At 68.4% G+C, this 15,276-nt stretch carries 17 protein-coding genes; 15 read left to right on the top strand and 2 right to left on the bottom strand.

What is annotated here, in order from left to right; translation table 11 throughout:
• From atpB to FU260_RS15550, 13 genes are all read left to right on the top strand, one after another.
• Entirely contained in the window at window positions 1–861 is an 861-nt protein-coding gene (gene atpB, locus FU260_RS15610) for a F0F1 ATP synthase subunit A (RefSeq protein WP_147917899.1), read from the top strand.
• 92 nt (window positions 862–953) lie between these two features.
• Window positions 954–1,157 (top strand): ATP synthase F0 subunit C, encoded by a 204-nt coding sequence (atpE, locus tag FU260_RS15605; RefSeq protein WP_147917898.1) that lies wholly within the window; start codon window positions 954–956, stop codon window positions 1,155–1,157.
• Window positions 1,158–1,190: 33 nt separating this feature from the next.
• The gene (locus FU260_RS15600; RefSeq protein WP_147917897.1) at window positions 1,191–1,745 is read left to right on the top strand and encodes a F0F1 ATP synthase subunit B; all 555 of its coding nucleotides are present in this window, start codon (window positions 1,191–1,193) and stop codon (window positions 1,743–1,745) included.
• On the top strand, window positions 1,745–2,560 hold the full coding sequence (locus FU260_RS15595; protein WP_147917896.1) for a F0F1 ATP synthase subunit delta: 816 nt from the start codon (window positions 1,745–1,747) through the stop codon (window positions 2,558–2,560). The genes FU260_RS15600 and FU260_RS15595 overlap by 1 nt, the downstream gene beginning before the upstream one ends.
• Window positions 2,561–2,620: 60 nt before the next feature.
• Complete coding sequence (atpA, locus tag FU260_RS15590) at window positions 2,621–4,246, top strand: F0F1 ATP synthase subunit alpha (protein ID WP_147917895.1); 1,626 nt, start codon at window positions 2,621–2,623, stop codon at window positions 4,244–4,246.
• Window positions 4,247–4,248: 2 nt separating this feature from the next.
• Window positions 4,249–5,142, top strand: coding sequence for a F0F1 ATP synthase subunit gamma (locus FU260_RS15585; protein ID WP_147917894.1), 894 nt, complete (start codon window positions 4,249–4,251; stop codon window positions 5,140–5,142).
• Window positions 5,143–5,171: 29 nt separating this feature from the next.
• Window positions 5,172–6,635 (top strand): F0F1 ATP synthase subunit beta, encoded by a 1,464-nt coding sequence (atpD, locus tag FU260_RS15580; RefSeq protein WP_147917893.1) that lies wholly within the window; start codon window positions 5,172–5,174, stop codon window positions 6,633–6,635.
• A 75-nt stretch (window positions 6,636–6,710) separates the two neighbouring features.
• Window positions 6,711–6,995 carry a F0F1 ATP synthase subunit epsilon gene (locus FU260_RS15575; RefSeq protein ID WP_235912451.1) on the top strand — a complete coding sequence of 95 codons (285 nt, stop codon included), beginning with the start codon at window positions 6,711–6,713 and terminating at the stop codon, window positions 6,993–6,995.
• An 8-nt stretch (window positions 6,996–7,003) separates the two neighbouring features.
• Complete coding sequence (locus FU260_RS15570) at window positions 7,004–7,414, top strand: DUF2550 family protein (RefSeq protein WP_168211795.1); 411 nt, start codon at window positions 7,004–7,006, stop codon at window positions 7,412–7,414.
• Between the two features lie 16 nt (window positions 7,415–7,430).
• A complete protein-coding gene (nucS, locus tag FU260_RS15565) occupies window positions 7,431–8,126 on the top strand; it encodes an endonuclease NucS (protein ID WP_147917891.1) in 696 nt (231 codons plus the stop codon).
• Window positions 8,127–8,171: 45 nt separating this feature from the next.
• Window positions 8,172–9,374 carry an N-acetylglucosamine-6-phosphate deacetylase gene (locus FU260_RS15560; protein ID WP_147917890.1) on the top strand — a complete coding sequence of 401 codons (1,203 nt, stop codon included), beginning with the start codon at window positions 8,172–8,174 and terminating at the stop codon, window positions 9,372–9,374.
• Between the two features lie 184 nt (window positions 9,375–9,558).
• Window positions 9,559–10,167, top strand: coding sequence for a TetR/AcrR family transcriptional regulator (locus FU260_RS15555; protein WP_147917889.1), 609 nt, complete (start codon window positions 9,559–9,561; stop codon window positions 10,165–10,167).
• A complete protein-coding gene (locus FU260_RS15550) occupies window positions 10,164–11,855 on the top strand; it encodes an MDR family MFS transporter (RefSeq protein WP_147917888.1) in 1,692 nt (563 codons plus the stop codon). Before FU260_RS15555 ends, FU260_RS15550 begins: the two co-directional genes overlap by 4 nt.
• Window positions 11,856–11,931: 76 nt before the next feature.
• On the opposite strand, the gene nadE is transcribed toward FU260_RS15550, so the two are convergent.
• Window positions 11,932–12,756, bottom strand: coding sequence for an ammonia-dependent NAD(+) synthetase (nadE, locus tag FU260_RS15545; protein WP_147917887.1), 825 nt, complete (start codon window positions 12,754–12,756; stop codon window positions 11,932–11,934).
• 226 nt (window positions 12,757–12,982) lie between these two features.
• Here nadE and FU260_RS15540 point away from each other — a divergent pair, with 226 nt between their 5' ends.
• Together FU260_RS15540 and FU260_RS15535 are read left to right on the top strand one after the other, a co-directional pair.
• Window positions 12,983–13,288: a DUF4235 domain-containing protein gene (locus FU260_RS15540; RefSeq protein ID WP_235912450.1), complete on the top strand. Its 306-nt coding sequence runs from the start codon at window positions 12,983–12,985 to the stop codon at window positions 13,286–13,288.
• A gap of 87 nt (window positions 13,289–13,375) precedes the next feature.
• Window positions 13,376–13,684 (top strand): hypothetical protein, encoded by a 309-nt coding sequence (locus FU260_RS15535; protein WP_147917886.1) that lies wholly within the window; start codon window positions 13,376–13,378, stop codon window positions 13,682–13,684.
• A gap of 35 nt (window positions 13,685–13,719) precedes the next feature.
• Here the strand turns inward: FU260_RS15535 and FU260_RS15530 are convergent, their stop codons facing one another.
• Complete coding sequence (locus FU260_RS15530) at window positions 13,720–15,198, bottom strand: glutamate-cysteine ligase family protein (RefSeq protein WP_147919534.1); 1,479 nt, start codon at window positions 15,196–15,198, stop codon at window positions 13,720–13,722.
• Window positions 15,199–15,276: the final 78 nt, after the last annotated feature.

Below are 15,276 nucleotides of genomic sequence, written 5' to 3'. Positions count from 1 at the left end.
ATGGTCGAGCTCGATGTACCTGGGGAGTTCACTCTGTCCACCGCAGCCCCTGCCGCGCCTGTCCTCGCCGAGGGTGAGGACAGCGGCGGCTTCCACGCCCCAGGACTTGACGAGTTCTTCCCGGACGCGCTGTTCGGGAGTACCGAGCTGACCTCCGTGTGGGGCTTCGACCGGATCATGATGGTGCGGCTCATCGTGGTGGCACTGATGCTGCTGCTCTTCTGGTTGGGCACCCGCAAGGCGTCGCTGATCCCGACCCGCGGGCAGAGCATCATCGAGTTCGGCGTGACGTTCGTGCGCGAGCAGGTCGCCGAGCAGATCATGGGCAAGGAGCGCGCCCGACCGTACGTGGCGATGCTGACCACGATCTTCTTCCTCATCCTGGCGATGAACCTCGCCGGAGTGGTCCCGTTCCTGAATATCGCCGGTACCTCCCGAGTCGGCCTTCCGCTGTTGCTCGCGCTCTGGGTGCTGGTGGTCTACCTGTCCGCCGGTATCCGCAAGCACGGCCTGGGCAAGTACCTCAAGGCGCAGCTCTTCCCGCCCGGGATCCCGTGGCCGGCTTACGTGCTGATCACGCCGATCGAGGCGCTGCAGGTGTTCATCCTGCGCCCGGCCACGCTGACCATCCGGCTGGTGGCCAACATGATGGCCGGGCACCTGATGCTGGTGCTGTGCTTCGCCGCCACCCACTTCCTCATCCTCGAGGGCGGCGGCCTGATCAAGGCCACCGGCGCCCTCGCCTTTGCCGGCGGGATCTTCATCACCCTGTTCGAGATCTTCATCGCTCTCCTGCAGGCCTACATCTTCACGCTTCTGTCCGCCATCTACCTCAACATGGCCCTCGAAGAGGAGCACTGACCTCACCGAGAGGCTTCGGCCCGCTCCGGTGGGTCAGCAGTTCGCACGACACACCCAGACGCTCACCGTGAGCGCCACAGGAAGGAAATGCAGTGGAAGGTAACCTCGCAACCATCGGTTACGGTCTCGCCACGATCGGCCCGGGCATCGGCCTCGGTATCGTCTTCGGCCAGACCCAGATCGCCACGGCTCGTCAGCCGGAGGTGGCCGGCCGGCTGTTCACCAACATGATGATCGGCGCCGCCCTCATCGAGGTGCTCGGTCTGCTCGGCCTCGTCGCCGGCCTCATGTTCTGATCCATCCCTCACCAGTAGGCGTTGGGAGCCGACATGATCACAGCAGACGGGACACCGAACCCGCTCATCCCGGCGGCGTACGACATCATCTGGTCACTGGTCGTGACCGTCATCATCGGGTTCTTCTTCTTCAAGTATCTGCTGCCGAAGCTGAACGCGATCCTGGATGAGCGTGCCGCCAAGATCGAAGGTGGGCTGCAGCTCGCCGAGAAGGCGCAGGCTGAAGCCGCTGAGGCCAAGGTAGAGACCGAGCGCGAGCTCGCTGCTGCCCGCAAGGAGGCCGCTGGCATCCGCGAGGAGGCCAACAGCGACGGCGCCCAGATCGTCGCCGAGGCACGCACCAAGGCGCAGACCGAGGCCGCCCGGATCGCCGAGAACGCACAGCGGCAGATCGAGGCTGCCCGGCAGTCCGCGGTCGTCTCGCTGCGGGCAGATGTGGGCACGTTGGCCACGGAGCTGGCCTCGCGGATCGTGGGGGAGTCTCTCGCCGACGACGCACGCCAGTCCCGTGTGGTGGACCGGTTCCTCGACGAGATCGAGACCACGATGTCCGAATCCACTCCCGCCGCGGCTGACTCGGAGGCGTGATGCGGGCCAGCAGCCAGACCTCCACCGACGACGCGCGCAGCTCGTTCGCCGCCGTCCTGCGCCAGGCGGGTGCCGATGCGCAGGCGCTGGGAACTGACCTGTTCGCCGTGGCCGATGTGCTCGACGGCAGCGGCGGCCTGCGCCGGGCGCTGACCGACCCCTCCCGCGAGGGCGAGGACAAGGCTGCCGTGGTCAATGCCGTCTTCGGCGGCAAGGTGCGCGGCGAGGTGCTGGACCTTCTGGACGGTATGGCCCGGCGGCGCTGGTCGGCAGACGACGATCTGCGGGCCGCCGTGGAGCTGATCGGCACCGATGCGGTGCTCGCCAGCGCGGAGGCCGACGATGCACTGCTGGACGTGGAGTCCCAGCTGTTCACCGTGCAGCGCATCCTCGCCGACAACCGCGAGCTGCGGCTCGCGCTGGCGGACAAGGACCGCAGCGTCGGCGCCCGCGCCGAACTGTTGTCCTCGCTGGTGCAGGGCAAGGTGGCAGCACAGACGCAGGTGCTGCTCGAACGTGCACTGACTGCCTCCCACGAGACCTCGCTGGCCGCCGCCCTGGTGCGCCTGATCGAGGCAGCGGCGCACCGCCGCCAGCAGCTCGTGGTCACGGTGACGGCGGCCAGGCCGTTGAGCACGGCCCAGCAGGATCGGCTGCGCGGCATCCTGGAAGGTGCCTACGGTCGTAGCGCCCACATCAACGTGGCGGTGGACGATTCCGTCATCGGCGGTGTGCGCATCCAGATCGGCGACGAGGTGGTCGATGCGACCATGCTCTCCCGCCTCGAAGAAGCTCGCCGGCGGCTGGCCGGCTGACAAGCCCCACTCAGATGTGAACCGATCGCCACCAGGCGGTCTAAGGAGAAGGACGAACAGATGGCTGAACTGACGATCAAGCCCGAGGAGATCCGGGCGGCGCTGGACAGCTTCGTGAACTCCTACGAGCCGGCGACCAGCGCGGCCGAGGAGGTCGGTACCGTCACCCTGGCTGCCGACGGCATCGCCGAAGTTGAGGGTCTGCCCGGGGTGATGGCCAACGAGCTGCTCACCTTCGAGGACGGCACCCTCGGTCTGGCCCTGAACCTGGACACGCGCACGATCGGTGTGGTGGTGCTGGGGGAGTTCGACGGCATCGAGCAGGGACAGAGCGTGCGCCGCACTGGTGAGGTGCTCTCCGTCCCGGTCGGTGAGGGTTACCTGGGCCGCGTCGTGGACCCGCTGGGTCAGCCGATCGACGGCCTCGGCGAGGTCGAGACCGACGCACGGCGGGCGCTGGAGCTGCAGGCTGCTGGCGTGATGGAGCGCAAGAGCGTGCACGAGCCGCTGCAGTCCGGTCAGAAGGCCATCGACGCGATGATCCCGATCGGTCGCGGTCAGCGTCAGCTGATCATCGGTGACCGGCAGACCGGGAAGACCGCGATCGCGCTGGACACGATCATCAACCAGAAGGCGAACTGGGAGTCCGGCGACCCGGAAAAGCAGGTGCGCTGCATCTACGTGGCGATCGGTCAGAAGGGGACGACCATCGCCTCGGTGCGCGGCGCCCTGGAGGACGCCGGCGCGTTGGAGTACACCACGATCGTGGCGGCCCCCGCCTCGGACGCTGCGGGCTTCAAGTACATCGCTCCCTACACCGGTTCGGCCATCGGCCAGCACTGGATGTACCAGGGCAAGCACGTCCTGATCGTCTTCGACGACCTGTCCAAGCAGGCCGAGGCCTACCGTGCGGTCTCCCTGCTGCTGCGCCGCCCGCCGGGCCGTGAGGCCTACCCCGGTGACGTGTTCTACCTGCACTCCCGGCTGCTGGAGCGTTGCGCCAAGCTCTCCGACGAGCTGGGTGCCGGTTCGATGACCGGTCTGCCGATCATCGAGACCAAGGCGAACGACGTCTCGGCGTACATCCCGACCAACGTCATCTCCATCACCGATGGGCAGATCTTCCTCCAGTCGGACCTGTTCAACGCCAACCAGCGCCCCGCCGTCGACGTGGGTATCTCGGTCTCCCGCGTGGGTGGTGACGCGCAGATCAAGGCGATGAAGAAGGTCTCCGGCACGCTGAAGATCGACCTGGCGCAGTACCGGGCTCTGGAGGCGTTCGCGATGTTCGCCTCGGACCTGGACCCGGCCTCGCGCCGCCAGCTCACCCGGGGTGCGCGGCTGATGGAGCTGCTCAAGCAGCCGCAGTACAGCCCGTACGACGCCGAGGACCAGGTGGTCTCCATCTGGGCCGGTACGAAGGGCTACTTCGACGAGGTCGAGCTGACCGACGTCCGCCGGTTCGAGCGCGAGCTGCTCGAGTACGTGCGCCGGAACACCGGGGTGATCGACCAGATCGCCGAGACCGGCAAGTTCGAGGACTCCACCGAGGAGGAGCTGAAGGCGGCCGTGGAGAAGTTCCGCGACACCTTCCTCGGCTCCGAGGGCTCCGCGCCGGCCGAACCGGTCGAGGACGGCGACGTGGACATCGATCAGGAGCAGATCGTCCGGCAGAAGCGGGGCTGAGCATGGGCGCCCAACAGCGGATCTACAAGCAGAAGATCAGGTCTACCCAGACCATGAAGAAGATGTTCCGCGCCATGGAGCTGATCGCTGCCTCACGGATCGGGAAGGCACGCGACCGCGCGGTCGCGGCGAGCCCGTACGCACGGGCCATCACCCGCGCCGTCTCCGCCGTGGCCACCCATGCCGACGTGGAGCACCCGCTGACCACGGAGCGCACCGACACCAACCGGGTGGCCGTCCTCGTGGTGACCGCCGACCGCGGGCAGGCCGGTGCCTACTCCGCGTCGGTGCTGCGCGAGGCGGAGCGGCTGCGCGGCCAGCTGCACGAGGAGGGCAAGGAGATCGCCCTCTACGTCACCGGCCGCCGGGGTGTGAGCTACTACCAGTTCCGGCGTCAGGAGATCGTCCGGAGCTGGACCGGTAACTCGGACAACCCGGCAGTGGAGACCGCCGAGGAGATCGGCTCCGCGCTGCTGGACGCGTTCCGCGCCCCCGCTGAGTCCGGTGGCGTGAGCGAGCTGCACATCGTCTACACCCGGTTCAAGACGATGGTCTCGCAGGAGCCGCAGGTCGTGCGCATGCTTCCGTTGGAAGTGGTCGACGGCGTTGCTCCGGTGGGCGAGGACCCGTTGCCGTTGTACGAGTTCGAGCCGTCCCCCGAGGGCGTGCTGGACACGCTGCTGCCGCGGTACATCCGCAGCCGGATGTACAACGCACTACTGCAGGCCTCCGCCTCCGAGCTCGCTGCCCGGCAGCGCGCCATGCACACTGCAGTGGAGAACTCCGAGGACATCATCCGTAACTACACCCGGCTCGCCAACCAGGCCCGGCAGGCCGAGATCACCCAGGAGATCAGCGAGATCGTCTCGGGTGCCGACTCCATGGCCGCCAGCTGAGCACCAACCACACCGAAGGAACCCCACCCATGACTGCTACCGCATCCGAGACTCCGGCTGCCGCCGCCGGTGAGCCCGGCGTGGGCCGGATCGCCCGTGTGATCGGCCCCGTCATCGACATCGAGTTCCCACCGGACGCCATCCCGGAGATGTACAACGCGCTCACCACCACGGTGGAGATCGGCGAGGACTCGTCCGAGATGACGCTCGAGGTGGCGCAGCACCTCGGTGACAACCTGATCCGCGCGATCGCCCTGAAGCCGACCGACGGCCTGGTCCGTGGCGGCAAGGTCTACGACACCGGTGCTGCGATCAGCGTGCCCGTCGGCGACATCACCAAGGGCAAGGTCTTCAACGTGATCGGTGAGGCGCTGAACCTCCCCGAGGGCGAGAAGCTCGAGGTCACCGAGCGCTGGCCGATCCACCGCGAGCCGCCGGCGTTCGACCAGCTCGAGTCCAAGACCCAGATGTTCGAGACCGGCATCAAGTCGATCGACCTGCTCACCCCGTACGTCCAGGGCGGGAAGATCGGCCTGTTCGGCGGTGCCGGTGTGGGTAAGACCGTGCTCATCCAGGAGATGATCTACCGCGTCGCCGCCAACCACGGTGGTGTGTCGGTGTTCGCCGGCGTGGGGGAGCGCACCCGTGAGGGTGGCGACCTGATCGAGGAGATGGAAGAGGCCGGCGTCTTCGACAAGACCGCACTGGTCTTCGGCCAGATGGACGAGCCGCCGGGCACCCGGCTGCGGGTGGCGCTGTCCGCGCTGACGATGGCGGAGTACTTCCGCGACGTGCAGCAGCAGGATGTGCTGCTGTTCATCGACAACATCTTCCGGTTCACCCAGGCGGGTCAGGAAGTGTCCACGCTGCTCGGCCGGATGCCCTCGGCAGTGGGCTACCAGCCCACGCTGGCCGATGAGATGGGTCTGCTCCAGGAGCGGATCACCTCCACCCGGGGTCACTCGATCACCTCGCTGCAGGCGATCTACGTCCCTGCTGACGACTACACCGACCCGGCCCCGGCCACCACGTTCGCCCACCTGGACGCCACCACCGAACTTTCCCGGGACATCGCCTCGCGCGGTCTGTACCCGGCGATCGACCCGCTGGCCTCCACCTCCCGGATCCTGGACCCGCAGTACGTGGGTGAGGAGCACTACCGGGTGGCGAACCAGGTCAAGGCGATCCTGCAGAAGAACAAGGAACTGCAGGACATCATCGCGATCCTCGGTGTGGACGAGCTGTCCGAAGAGGACAAGGTCACGGTGAACCGGGCCCGCCGGATCGAGCAGTTCCTCTCCCAGAACACCTACATGGCGGAGAAGTTCACCAGCGTGGCCGGTTCCACGGTGCCGCTGAGCGAAACCATCGAGGCGTTCAGCAAGATCGCGGACGGCGACTACGACCACGTCGCCGAGCAGGCGTTCTTCAACATCGGTGGACTTGAGGATCTGGAGAAGAACTGGCAGCGTCTGCAGTCCGAGCTGGACTGAGCCGACCCGGCTACGCCGAACTGATTCGGCGTAGCCTGTCGGTGCAGGCGCAGGAGCAATGACGAAGGAGGCGGCGTGCCGCTGAACGTGGAGATGGTCTCCGCCGACCACACGGTCTGGTCGGGGGAAGCCCTGAGCGTCGCCGCGCCCGCGGCCGACGGTGATCTCGGGGTACTGCCCGGTCACCAGCCGGTGCTCGCCGTGCTGCGCCCCGGAGTAGTCCGGGTGCGCGCCGCCGAGGGCGGTGACACGGTCGAGCTCGAGGTCAGCGGTGGCTTCCTCTCGGTGGACCACGACGACATCACGATCGTGGTCGACCCGACAACCACGGAGGCCGCGGCCGACACCCAGGAGAGCTGAGCGAGCCGGTGCCAGCAGCCTGGACGGTGATCATCGTGGCGGCGCTCGTCGTCGTCGTGCTCGCCGTGGGTTTCTTCTGGCGACTGCGCACGCTCAACCACCGGGTCGGCTCGTTCGAGTGTGCCGTCTATGAGGGCAAGCGCTGGGCCTCCGGTATCGCCACCTACACCCGAGACCACCTCGACTTCTACGAGGTGGTCTCGTTGTCGCCCGGGCCCTCGCGCCGGTGGGCCCGCCGGGAGATGGACATCCTCGGCCGGGAGCGGCCCGCAGACGACGGCCCAGGTGCGCTGAGTGAGGCGCGTTGCATCTACTCCGGCGCGGAGTTCCGGCTGGCCGCCGAGGACGGTGCACTGGACGGGTTGCGGTCCTGGCTGGAGGCGGCGCCGCCGGACCCGAGCACCTCGAGGATCGTGTGAGCAGGAAGGACCAGTCGTGAGGCTCGTGATCGCCGAGTGCGCGGTGGACTACACCGGCCGGCTGACGGCCCACCTGCCGCTGGCTCGGCGGGTGCTGATGATCAAGTCCGACGGGTCGATGCTGGTGCACTCCGACGGCGGCTCGTACAAGCCGCTGAACTGGATGAGTCCGCCGTGTGCGCTGAAGGAGAGCGAACCGACCGAGGACCAGCGCGAGGCCGGTGTGCAGGCGGTGTGGACCGTGGCCAGCACCAAGACCGACGATCAGCTGGTGGTCTCGATCCATGAGCTGATCGACGACCACAGCTATGACCTGGGCGTGGATCCGGGCCTGGTCAAGGACGGCGTGGAGGCGCACCTGCAGAAGCTGCTGGCCGAGCAGATCGGGCTGCTCGGCGACGGGCACTCCCTGGTGCGGCGGGAGTACCCGACCGCGATCGGGCCGGTGGATCTCCTTGCCCGGTCCGCTGAGGGCGGGACGGTCGCCGTGGAGATCAAGCGCCGCGGGGATATCGACGGCGTGGAACAGCTCACCCGGTACCTGGACCTGCTGAACCGGGACCCGCTGCTCACCCCGGTGGCGGGAGTGTTCGCCGCGCAGGAGATCAAACCGCAGGCGCGGGTGCTCGCCACCGACCGCGGTATTCGCTGCGTGGTGCTGGACTACGACGCGATGCGCGGGCTGGACGACGTGGAGTCCCGGCTGTTCTGACTGTCTCGACCGCCTGACCCGCCGGACCACTGAGAGGACCCTCGCATGGAGCAGCTGATCCGCGGTCGCGTGATCACCCCGGAGGCCGAGATCGCCGACGGTGTGCTGGCCGGCGCCGAGGGCTTGATCCGCTGGGTCGGGCCAGCGGCGGAACTGCCCGCTCGCTGGGCTGACCAGCTTCCGGTGGCTGCTCCGGACCGCCTGGTGCTGCCCGGTCTGGTGGACGTGCACAACCACGGTGGCGGCGGTGCCAGCTTCCCCGACGCCGGCGGGCGCGCCGAGGCCGAGCAGGCGGTCGCCGAGCACCGCCGGCACGGCACCACCCGGATGCTCGCCTCCCTGGTCACCGCGCCCGACGAGGTGCTGCTGGCCCGCGCCGAACTGCTCGCCGATCTGGTGGCGGCCGGTGAGATCGAGGGAGTGCACGCGGAGGGGCCGTTCCTGGCCGCGGCCCGGTGTGGGGCACAGAACCCGGAGTTCCTGCGCGACGGCGATCCCTCCCTGGTCTCGGCTCTCGCCGAGGCGCTCGACGGCCGGCTGGTGACGATGACCGTGGCGCCGGACGTGCCCGGGGCCGCCGAGGTGATCCAGGCGCTGGTGGCCGCCGGAAGCCTGCCCTCCTACGGACACACCGACGCCGATGCAGCCCAGATGCGCTCCGCCGTCGAACGCGGGAACGCCCTGCTGGCCGGCTCCGGCCGGCGGGCCACGGTGACGCACCTGTGCAACGGGATGGCGCCGATGCACCACCGCACGCCCGGGCCGGTACCGGTGGCGTTGGCCGCTGCGGCCGCCGGCGACCTGGTGGTGGAGCTGGTGGCCGACGGGGTGCACCTGCACCCGGAGCTGGTCCGGGACGTGTTCACGCTGGTGGGAGCGGAGAACATCGCGCTGGTGACCGATGCGATGGCCGCCGCCGGGATGAGCGACGGGCGCTACCGGCTGGGCAGTCTGGACGTGGAGGTGGCCGGCGGCGTGGCCCGGCTCGCCGAGGGCGGCTCGATCGCCGGCGGCACCGCACATCTGGTGGATGTGCTGCGCACCACCGTGACCGGCGGCGTGCCGCTGGTGCCGGCGGTGCGGGCGGCTTCGCTCACTCCGGCCGAGATGATCGGCCCGGCCGTCGGCGGGGAGCCGTTCGGGGCGCTGCGGGCCGGCTACCGCGCGGATGTGCTCGTTACCGATGGCGACCTGCAGGTGCTCGAGGTGTGGCGCGGCGGCGCGCCGGTGGCGGGCCAGTCATCCTGAGTTGTGGCGACTAGCGGGTTCTGGTGGTTTCCCTCGGCCGCCGACCGCCGCTGCCTCGTTGGAACACTGTTGGCGCGTGGGAACCACCGGGTACGCCGGTTCCCGCAGTGAGTGACGCACAACACGCCATGATGCAGTAGCGCAATAAGTGCAGTCGCGCAACAATGTATCTATGTCCCCCACGATGACCACTTCACTTCGCGAGCGCAGAAAGGTCGAGACCTGGCATGCGATCCACGATGCCGCGGCCGAGCTTGCCCTTGACGACGACACCACCCAGGTCACCGTGGAGGCGATTGCCAGTGAGGCCGGGATCTCCCAGCGGACGTTCTTCAACTACTTCCCCACCAAGGAGGACGCCATCCTCGGCGTGCGGGCCCCCACGGTCCCAGAGCTGCCGGAGGACTTCCTGGACGGCGACGGCCTGATCCATCGAACCACCGAGCTCCTGCTGACGGTGACCCGGAGCACGTACTCCGAGGGGGACGAGGACCGCCGGTCTCGGCTTCTCGACAAGTTCCCGCACCTGCTATGGCAGCGTCGGGAAATGATGCTCGAGGGCGAGGACCTCGTCTCTTCGGTGCTCGCCGACGCCATGGCTGCGCATCCGGACTGGTCCGACGGGCTCACCGGGCACAGCGTCGAAAGCGTGGCCCGCATGCTCACCACAGCCGCCGGAGTCCCCCTGCGCTATCTCATCGTCACGCAGGGCACCACGGGCAGGCGGCTCCAGCCGGACTCCGTGGCCGGCGCACTTGACCTCTATCAGGACCTCTACAGGAAGCTTTCATGACCACCACGTCCCGGGACGCACGCCAGGGGTCCGCGTCTGCCCCCGTCTCCGCGGTCCCGAAGGGAACGCTCGTCCCCCTGTTCATCGGCCTGATGCTGGCCATGCTGCTGGCCTCACTGAACCAGACGGTCTTCGCCACGGCTCTGCCCACGATTGTCGGTGAGCTCAACGGCGTCAGCAGCATGGTCTGGGTCATCACCGCCTTCATCCTTGCCACCACCATCGCCATGCCGATCTACGGCAAGCTCGGCGACCAGATCGGCCGTAAGCCGCTGCTGATCTTCGCCATCTCCGTGTTCATGATCGGATCCGTGGTCGGCGGGCTCTCCGCGGACATGGGCACACTGATCGTGGCCCGCGTCATCCAGGGCCTCGGCGGCGGCGGCCTGATGATCCTGTCCCAGGCAGCGATCGCGGACGTGGTACCGGCGCGTGAACGCGGCAAGTACATGGGCGTCATGGGCGGCGTCTTCGCCCTGTCCTCCGTGATCGGCCCGCTGCTCGGCGGCTGGTTCACCGACGGTCCTGGCTGGCGCTGGGCCTTCTGGATCAATCTGCCCATCGGCGTGCTGGCCCTGCTGGCGGCCACCTTCTTCCTCAAGCTACCTCGCCAGCACGGGCGGCCGACCCTGGACTGGGGCGGCATGGCCCTGATTGCCACGGCCACGACCTCCATGGTGCTCGTGACCACCTGGGGTGGTGGAACCTACGCCTGGACGGACCCGGTCGTCCTGGGGTTGATCGCCCTGTTCGTGGTGACCGCCGTCGCCTTCGTGCTGGTGGAGCGGCGAACCGCCGAGCCGCTGATCCCGATGACGCTGTTCAAGGAGCGCAACTTTGTGCTCACCACGATCGCCGGGCTCCTCATCGGCGTGGCCATGTTCGGTGCCCTGGGCTACATGCCCACCTACCTGCAGATGTCCTTCGGCCTGGACGCCACCGTGGCCGGGCTGGCCATGATCCCCATGATGGCCGCGATGCTTATCACCTCCACGACTTCCGGTGCCCTGGTCTCCAGGTTTGGCCGGTACAAGTGGTACCCGGTGGCCGGCGCGCTCTCCATCGCTGCTGCCATGGTCCTGCTCTCCCAGATGGATCCCCACGAGCCGCTGTGGCTGGCCTGCGCCTACCTGGGGCTGCTGGGTGTCGGCCTGGGCCTGGCGATGCAGAACCTCGTGCTGATCGTGCAGAACACTTTCCCGATCACGATGGTTGGCACCGCCACCGCCTCGAACAACTACTTCCGCCAGATTGGGGCCACCCTCGGCTCCTCCCTGGTCGGCAGTCTGTTCGCCTCACGGCTGGTCAGCCTGATGGCCGAGCGCCTGCCCGCAGCGAGTGCCGGCCAGATGGGCAGCGCAGATTCCCTGACCCCAGCCGTTGTGTCCGGGCTGCCTGAGCCGGTGCATGACCTGGTGATCACCGCCTACTCGGACGCGCTGACCCCGATCTTCCTGTGGATCGCCCCGCTGGGCCTGATCGCCGCTGTGCTGCTGATGTTCGTCCACGAGAAGCCGCTGGCCACCCGGATCGAGCGCTCATCGGAGGCCGAACCGACCACGGGCAGCCTCTCGGTCGCCTCCGAGCAGCCGAGCCGGACGACGGTGCCCAGCGATCCCGCCGAGGCAGATGATCCGGGACCGGAGTCCGAGCGGACCTCCACGGACGAGCTGGCCCCGACCCGCTGATCTTCTCAACCTCTGCAGCTGGCGGTCGTTTCGGGCGTGGGGAGCATCGGCTGCCAGGACAGGAGCGAGGCCAGGATCACCCCTTCCACCACGTGTGCTGCGGGGTGACAGGCACGGTCCGCTTGTGCCGCGTGCGCCGCCAGGCTGCCTCGATGGTCTCGGCCACTTCATCGGGCACCTCTCGGCCCTCAAGGTAGGCGTCGATGTACTCGTACGTGACGCCGAGCTCCACCTCGTCGGGCCGGCCGGGTAGGCCGTCGAGCAGGTCGGCGGTCGGTTCCTTCGACCAGAGCCGCTCCGGGCCACCGATCGCCCGCAGCACCCGCCGATTCTGTCCCTTGTTCAGCCCAAAGAGGGGCAGCACGTCGGCAGCACCGTCACCAAACTTCGTGAAGAATCCGGTCACCGACTCTGATCCGTGGTCGGTGCCGATCACGAGCAGGCCGCGGTCGCCGGCGGCGGCGTACTGAGCGACCATGCGCAGCCGTGCCTTCGTATTGCCCTTGGTGAAGTCCGAGATCGGGTGGCCGGTCGCCGTCAGGTACTCAGACTCGAACGCGTCCACAGCGGGCGCCACGTTGTAGGTGATCATCTCGTCGGCAGCCACGAACTCGAGCGCCGCCTGGGCGTCCTCCTCGTCAAACTGCACCCGATACGGCAGGCGCACAGCCACGAAGACGGCCTCCCCGCCCTCCGCGCGGCGCTGCTGAACAGCACGCTGGGCGAGGCGACCAGCAAGGGTGGAGTCCAGCCCGCCGGAAATGCCGAGCACATAGCCCCGCGCCCCGGTCGCAGCGAGGTACTCGCTCAGGAAGGCGACCCGGCGTTCCGCCTCGGCAGCAGGATCGATGTCGGGCTGAACGCCCATCTCGGCGACGATGACCTTCTGGAGCTCACGCATAAGGACACGCTAGCGGCCCCGGAACGCGCCTGCGCTCGCGGTCGTATTCTGGGCCGGAGCTCAACGGTGCTCCCGGCTGGCGGGGCATCCCGCGCGCAGATGCGGCCCCCTACCCCCGGGCGTAGGTTCGCACAATGACCTCCGCCGGCGAGCACGCGCTACCGGTATTCGCGCCGGTGAGCTGCATCGGCAACGCCCACCACGCAGTTCCGAACCGAAGGGCTTGATGATGTCAGCAGAGAAGAACAAGAATCCGAACAAGTCGGCGAAGATCCTGTACCAGCCGTTCGGGCTGGTGACCAGCATGCTTGCCGGCCTCGTCGCGAGCCAGGTCTTCAAACAGATCTGGAAACGCGCGGTGCCGGGTGAGCATGACGATCCACCGAACGCGCTCGAATCCGAGTACACGTTCAAGGAAGTCGTCCTCGGCGCGTTGATCCAGGGTGCGATCTTCGCCGTGGTCAAAGCTGCAGTCAGCCGAGGCGGGGCGCGGGCGTTCGAGAGATGGACCGGTGAATGGCCCGGTGACTGAAGCCAGGCGCGCTCGGCGCACGGGTCTCCCGTCGCTAGTTGCCGCCCCTGACGTTCCGAGCCTAGAGCCGGCGGCCATAATGGACTGATGGCCCGTCGATCCCGTAAGCGTCCCTACGGCGAGCCCCACCCGGAGCTCGACGCTGACGCCCTGCTCCGCGGCGGTGCCCGGGTGGAGTCCGGGGGCAACGGGCAGCGCTGGAACGTGCGCAGCGTCACCGGGTCGGCGAAGAGCTACCTCTGCCCGGGCTGCCAGCAGCAGATCCCGCCCGGGGTGGCGCACGTGGTCGCCTGGGGCGAGGATCACCTGTTCGGTGCCGACGCTGCGCTCGCGGACCGGCGGCACTGGCACAACGGCTGCTGGCGCGCCCGGGACCGCCGCGGCCCCCTCCGCTGAGCGACCACCGAGCACCCGCTGAGCGCCCGTCGCGCTCAGGCCGGCACCTCCCAGGTGTGCACCGGCTCGTTCGAGTGCATCCCGTCCATGTACCGCAGCAGCATCTCGGTCAGCGCCTGCTCCCGGTCCATGCCCTTGTCCTCCAGCGCGGCAACGGTCGCGGTCTGCCACCAGGCGCCGTTGCGGCGCAGCTTGCAGCGGGCTTCGATGATGCCGAGGAACCGGTCGATCACTGTGCTCGCTACCCGGCGCCGGCTCAGTCCCTCGGCAGCCAGCGGTAGCAGCAGGCGCAGCACCAGCTCGTCCCAGCCCACCTCGCCGTAGCCGGGCCAGTACATCATCGCCTCCACCCCGTCCCGCGCGCCGGCGGTGAAGTTCGCCTCGGCGGCGGAGAAGGACATCCGCGACCACATCGGCCGGTCCTCGTGGGCGAGCATCTCCATCGCGCCGTAGTAGAACGCGGCGTTGGCGAGGATGTCGCTCACAGTCGGGCCGGCCGGCAGCACCCGGTTCTCCACCCGCAGGTGCGGTTTACCGTCCACCACGTCATACACCGGGCGGTTCCACCGGTACACCGTGCCGTTGTGCAGCCGCAGCTCCTGTAGCCGCGGGGTGCGCCCGGCGGCCAGCTCCGCCTCCGGGTCCTCATCGGTGGTCTCCGGCAATAGCGCCGGGAAGTAGCGCACGTTCTCCTCGAACAGGTCGAAGATCGAGGTGATCCAGGACTCGCCGAAGTACACCGGCGGCCGGACCCCCTGGTTGCGCAGCTCCGGGGAGCGGGTGTCGGTGGCCTGCAGGAACAGCTCGGTACGGGTCTCCGCCCAGAGCCGCTTACCGAACAGGAACGGCGAGTTCGCGCCCAGGGCCAGCTGCGGCCCGGCGAGAATCTGGGCGGCGTTCCAGTGTGGGGCGAACTCGGTGGGGGAGACCTGCAGGTGCAGCTGTACCGAGGTGCAGGCCGACTCCGGGGCGAGCGTGGCGGTGAGCATCCGCAGCGGCTCCGGCCCGGAGATGTCCAGCTCGATGTCCTCGCGCCGAGCGGCGAACACCGCATCCTCCAGCGCCTGGTAGCGCGGGTTCGGGCTCATCCAGTCCCCGGTGAGGTGCTCGGGCCGGAGCGTGGGCAGGATCCCGATCATCGCGATCTGCGCGCCGTGTTGCTGGGCCCGATCGTCGGCGTGGTTCAGCGCCGCCCGGATGTCCTTCTCGAGATCGAGCACGGCGTCCCCCGGCAGCGGCTGGGGCGGTACGTTCAACTCGATGTTGTACCGGGCCAACTCGGTCTGGAAGGCCGGGTCGGCGATCGCGGCGAGCACCTGAGCGTTCTTCATCGACGGCTGCGCGCCAGCATCCACGAGGTTCAGCTCGACCTCCAGGCCGGTCAGCGCGGGATGGGAGTCGAAATGGTGGTGGGCGAGCATCTCGCCGAAAACATCGAGGCACCGACGTACCTTCTCCCGGTAGCGCAGTCGCTGTTCCCGGCTGAAGGTCTGGGTGCTGATCTCGTCGCCCACAGAGGCCATCCCACCACCGTTCCGGCCGGTGCGCCACAGGTTCGGCAGGTAGCCTGATCGGCGAGTGGAGGAGGTCCG

Source organism: Ruania zhangjianzhongii (assembly GCF_008000995.1).
In the GTDB taxonomy this organism is placed as follows: domain Bacteria; phylum Actinomycetota; class Actinomycetes; order Actinomycetales; family Beutenbergiaceae; genus Ruania; species Ruania zhangjianzhongii.
This window is presented reverse-complemented; position numbering and strand designations above follow the sequence as displayed.

Bases quoted from the DNA above. Each gene is read 5' to 3' on its own strand.
- atpB (WP_147917899.1), top strand. From the start codon at position 1: ATGGTCGAGCTCGATGTACCTGGGGAGTTCACTCTGTCCACCGCAGCC.
- FU260_RS15600 (WP_147917897.1), top strand. From the start codon at position 1,191: ATGATCACAGCAGACGGGACACCGAACCCGCTCATCCCGGCGGCGTAC.
- FU260_RS15595 (WP_147917896.1), top strand. From the start codon at position 1,745: ATGCGGGCCAGCAGCCAGACCTCCACCGACGACGCGCGCAGCTCGTTC.
- atpA (WP_147917895.1), top strand. From the start codon at position 2,621: ATGGCTGAACTGACGATCAAGCCCGAGGAGATCCGGGCGGCGCTGGAC.
- FU260_RS15585 (WP_147917894.1), top strand. From the start codon at position 4,249: ATGGGCGCCCAACAGCGGATCTACAAGCAGAAGATCAGGTCTACCCAG.
- atpD (WP_147917893.1), top strand. From the start codon at position 5,172: ATGACTGCTACCGCATCCGAGACTCCGGCTGCCGCCGCCGGTGAGCCC.
- FU260_RS15560 (WP_147917890.1), top strand. From the start codon at position 8,172: ATGGAGCAGCTGATCCGCGGTCGCGTGATCACCCCGGAGGCCGAGATC.
- FU260_RS15555 (WP_147917889.1), top strand. From the start codon at position 9,559: ATGACCACTTCACTTCGCGAGCGCAGAAAGGTCGAGACCTGGCATGCG.
- FU260_RS15550 (WP_147917888.1), top strand. From the start codon at position 10,164: ATGACCACCACGTCCCGGGACGCACGCCAGGGGTCCGCGTCTGCCCCC.
- nadE (WP_147917887.1), bottom strand. From the start codon at position 12,756: ATGCGTGAGCTCCAGAAGGTCATCGTCGCCGAGATGGGCGTTCAGCCC.
- FU260_RS15540 (WP_235912450.1), top strand. From the start codon at position 12,983: ATGATGTCAGCAGAGAAGAACAAGAATCCGAACAAGTCGGCGAAGATC.
- FU260_RS15535 (WP_147917886.1), top strand. From the start codon at position 13,376: ATGGCCCGTCGATCCCGTAAGCGTCCCTACGGCGAGCCCCACCCGGAG.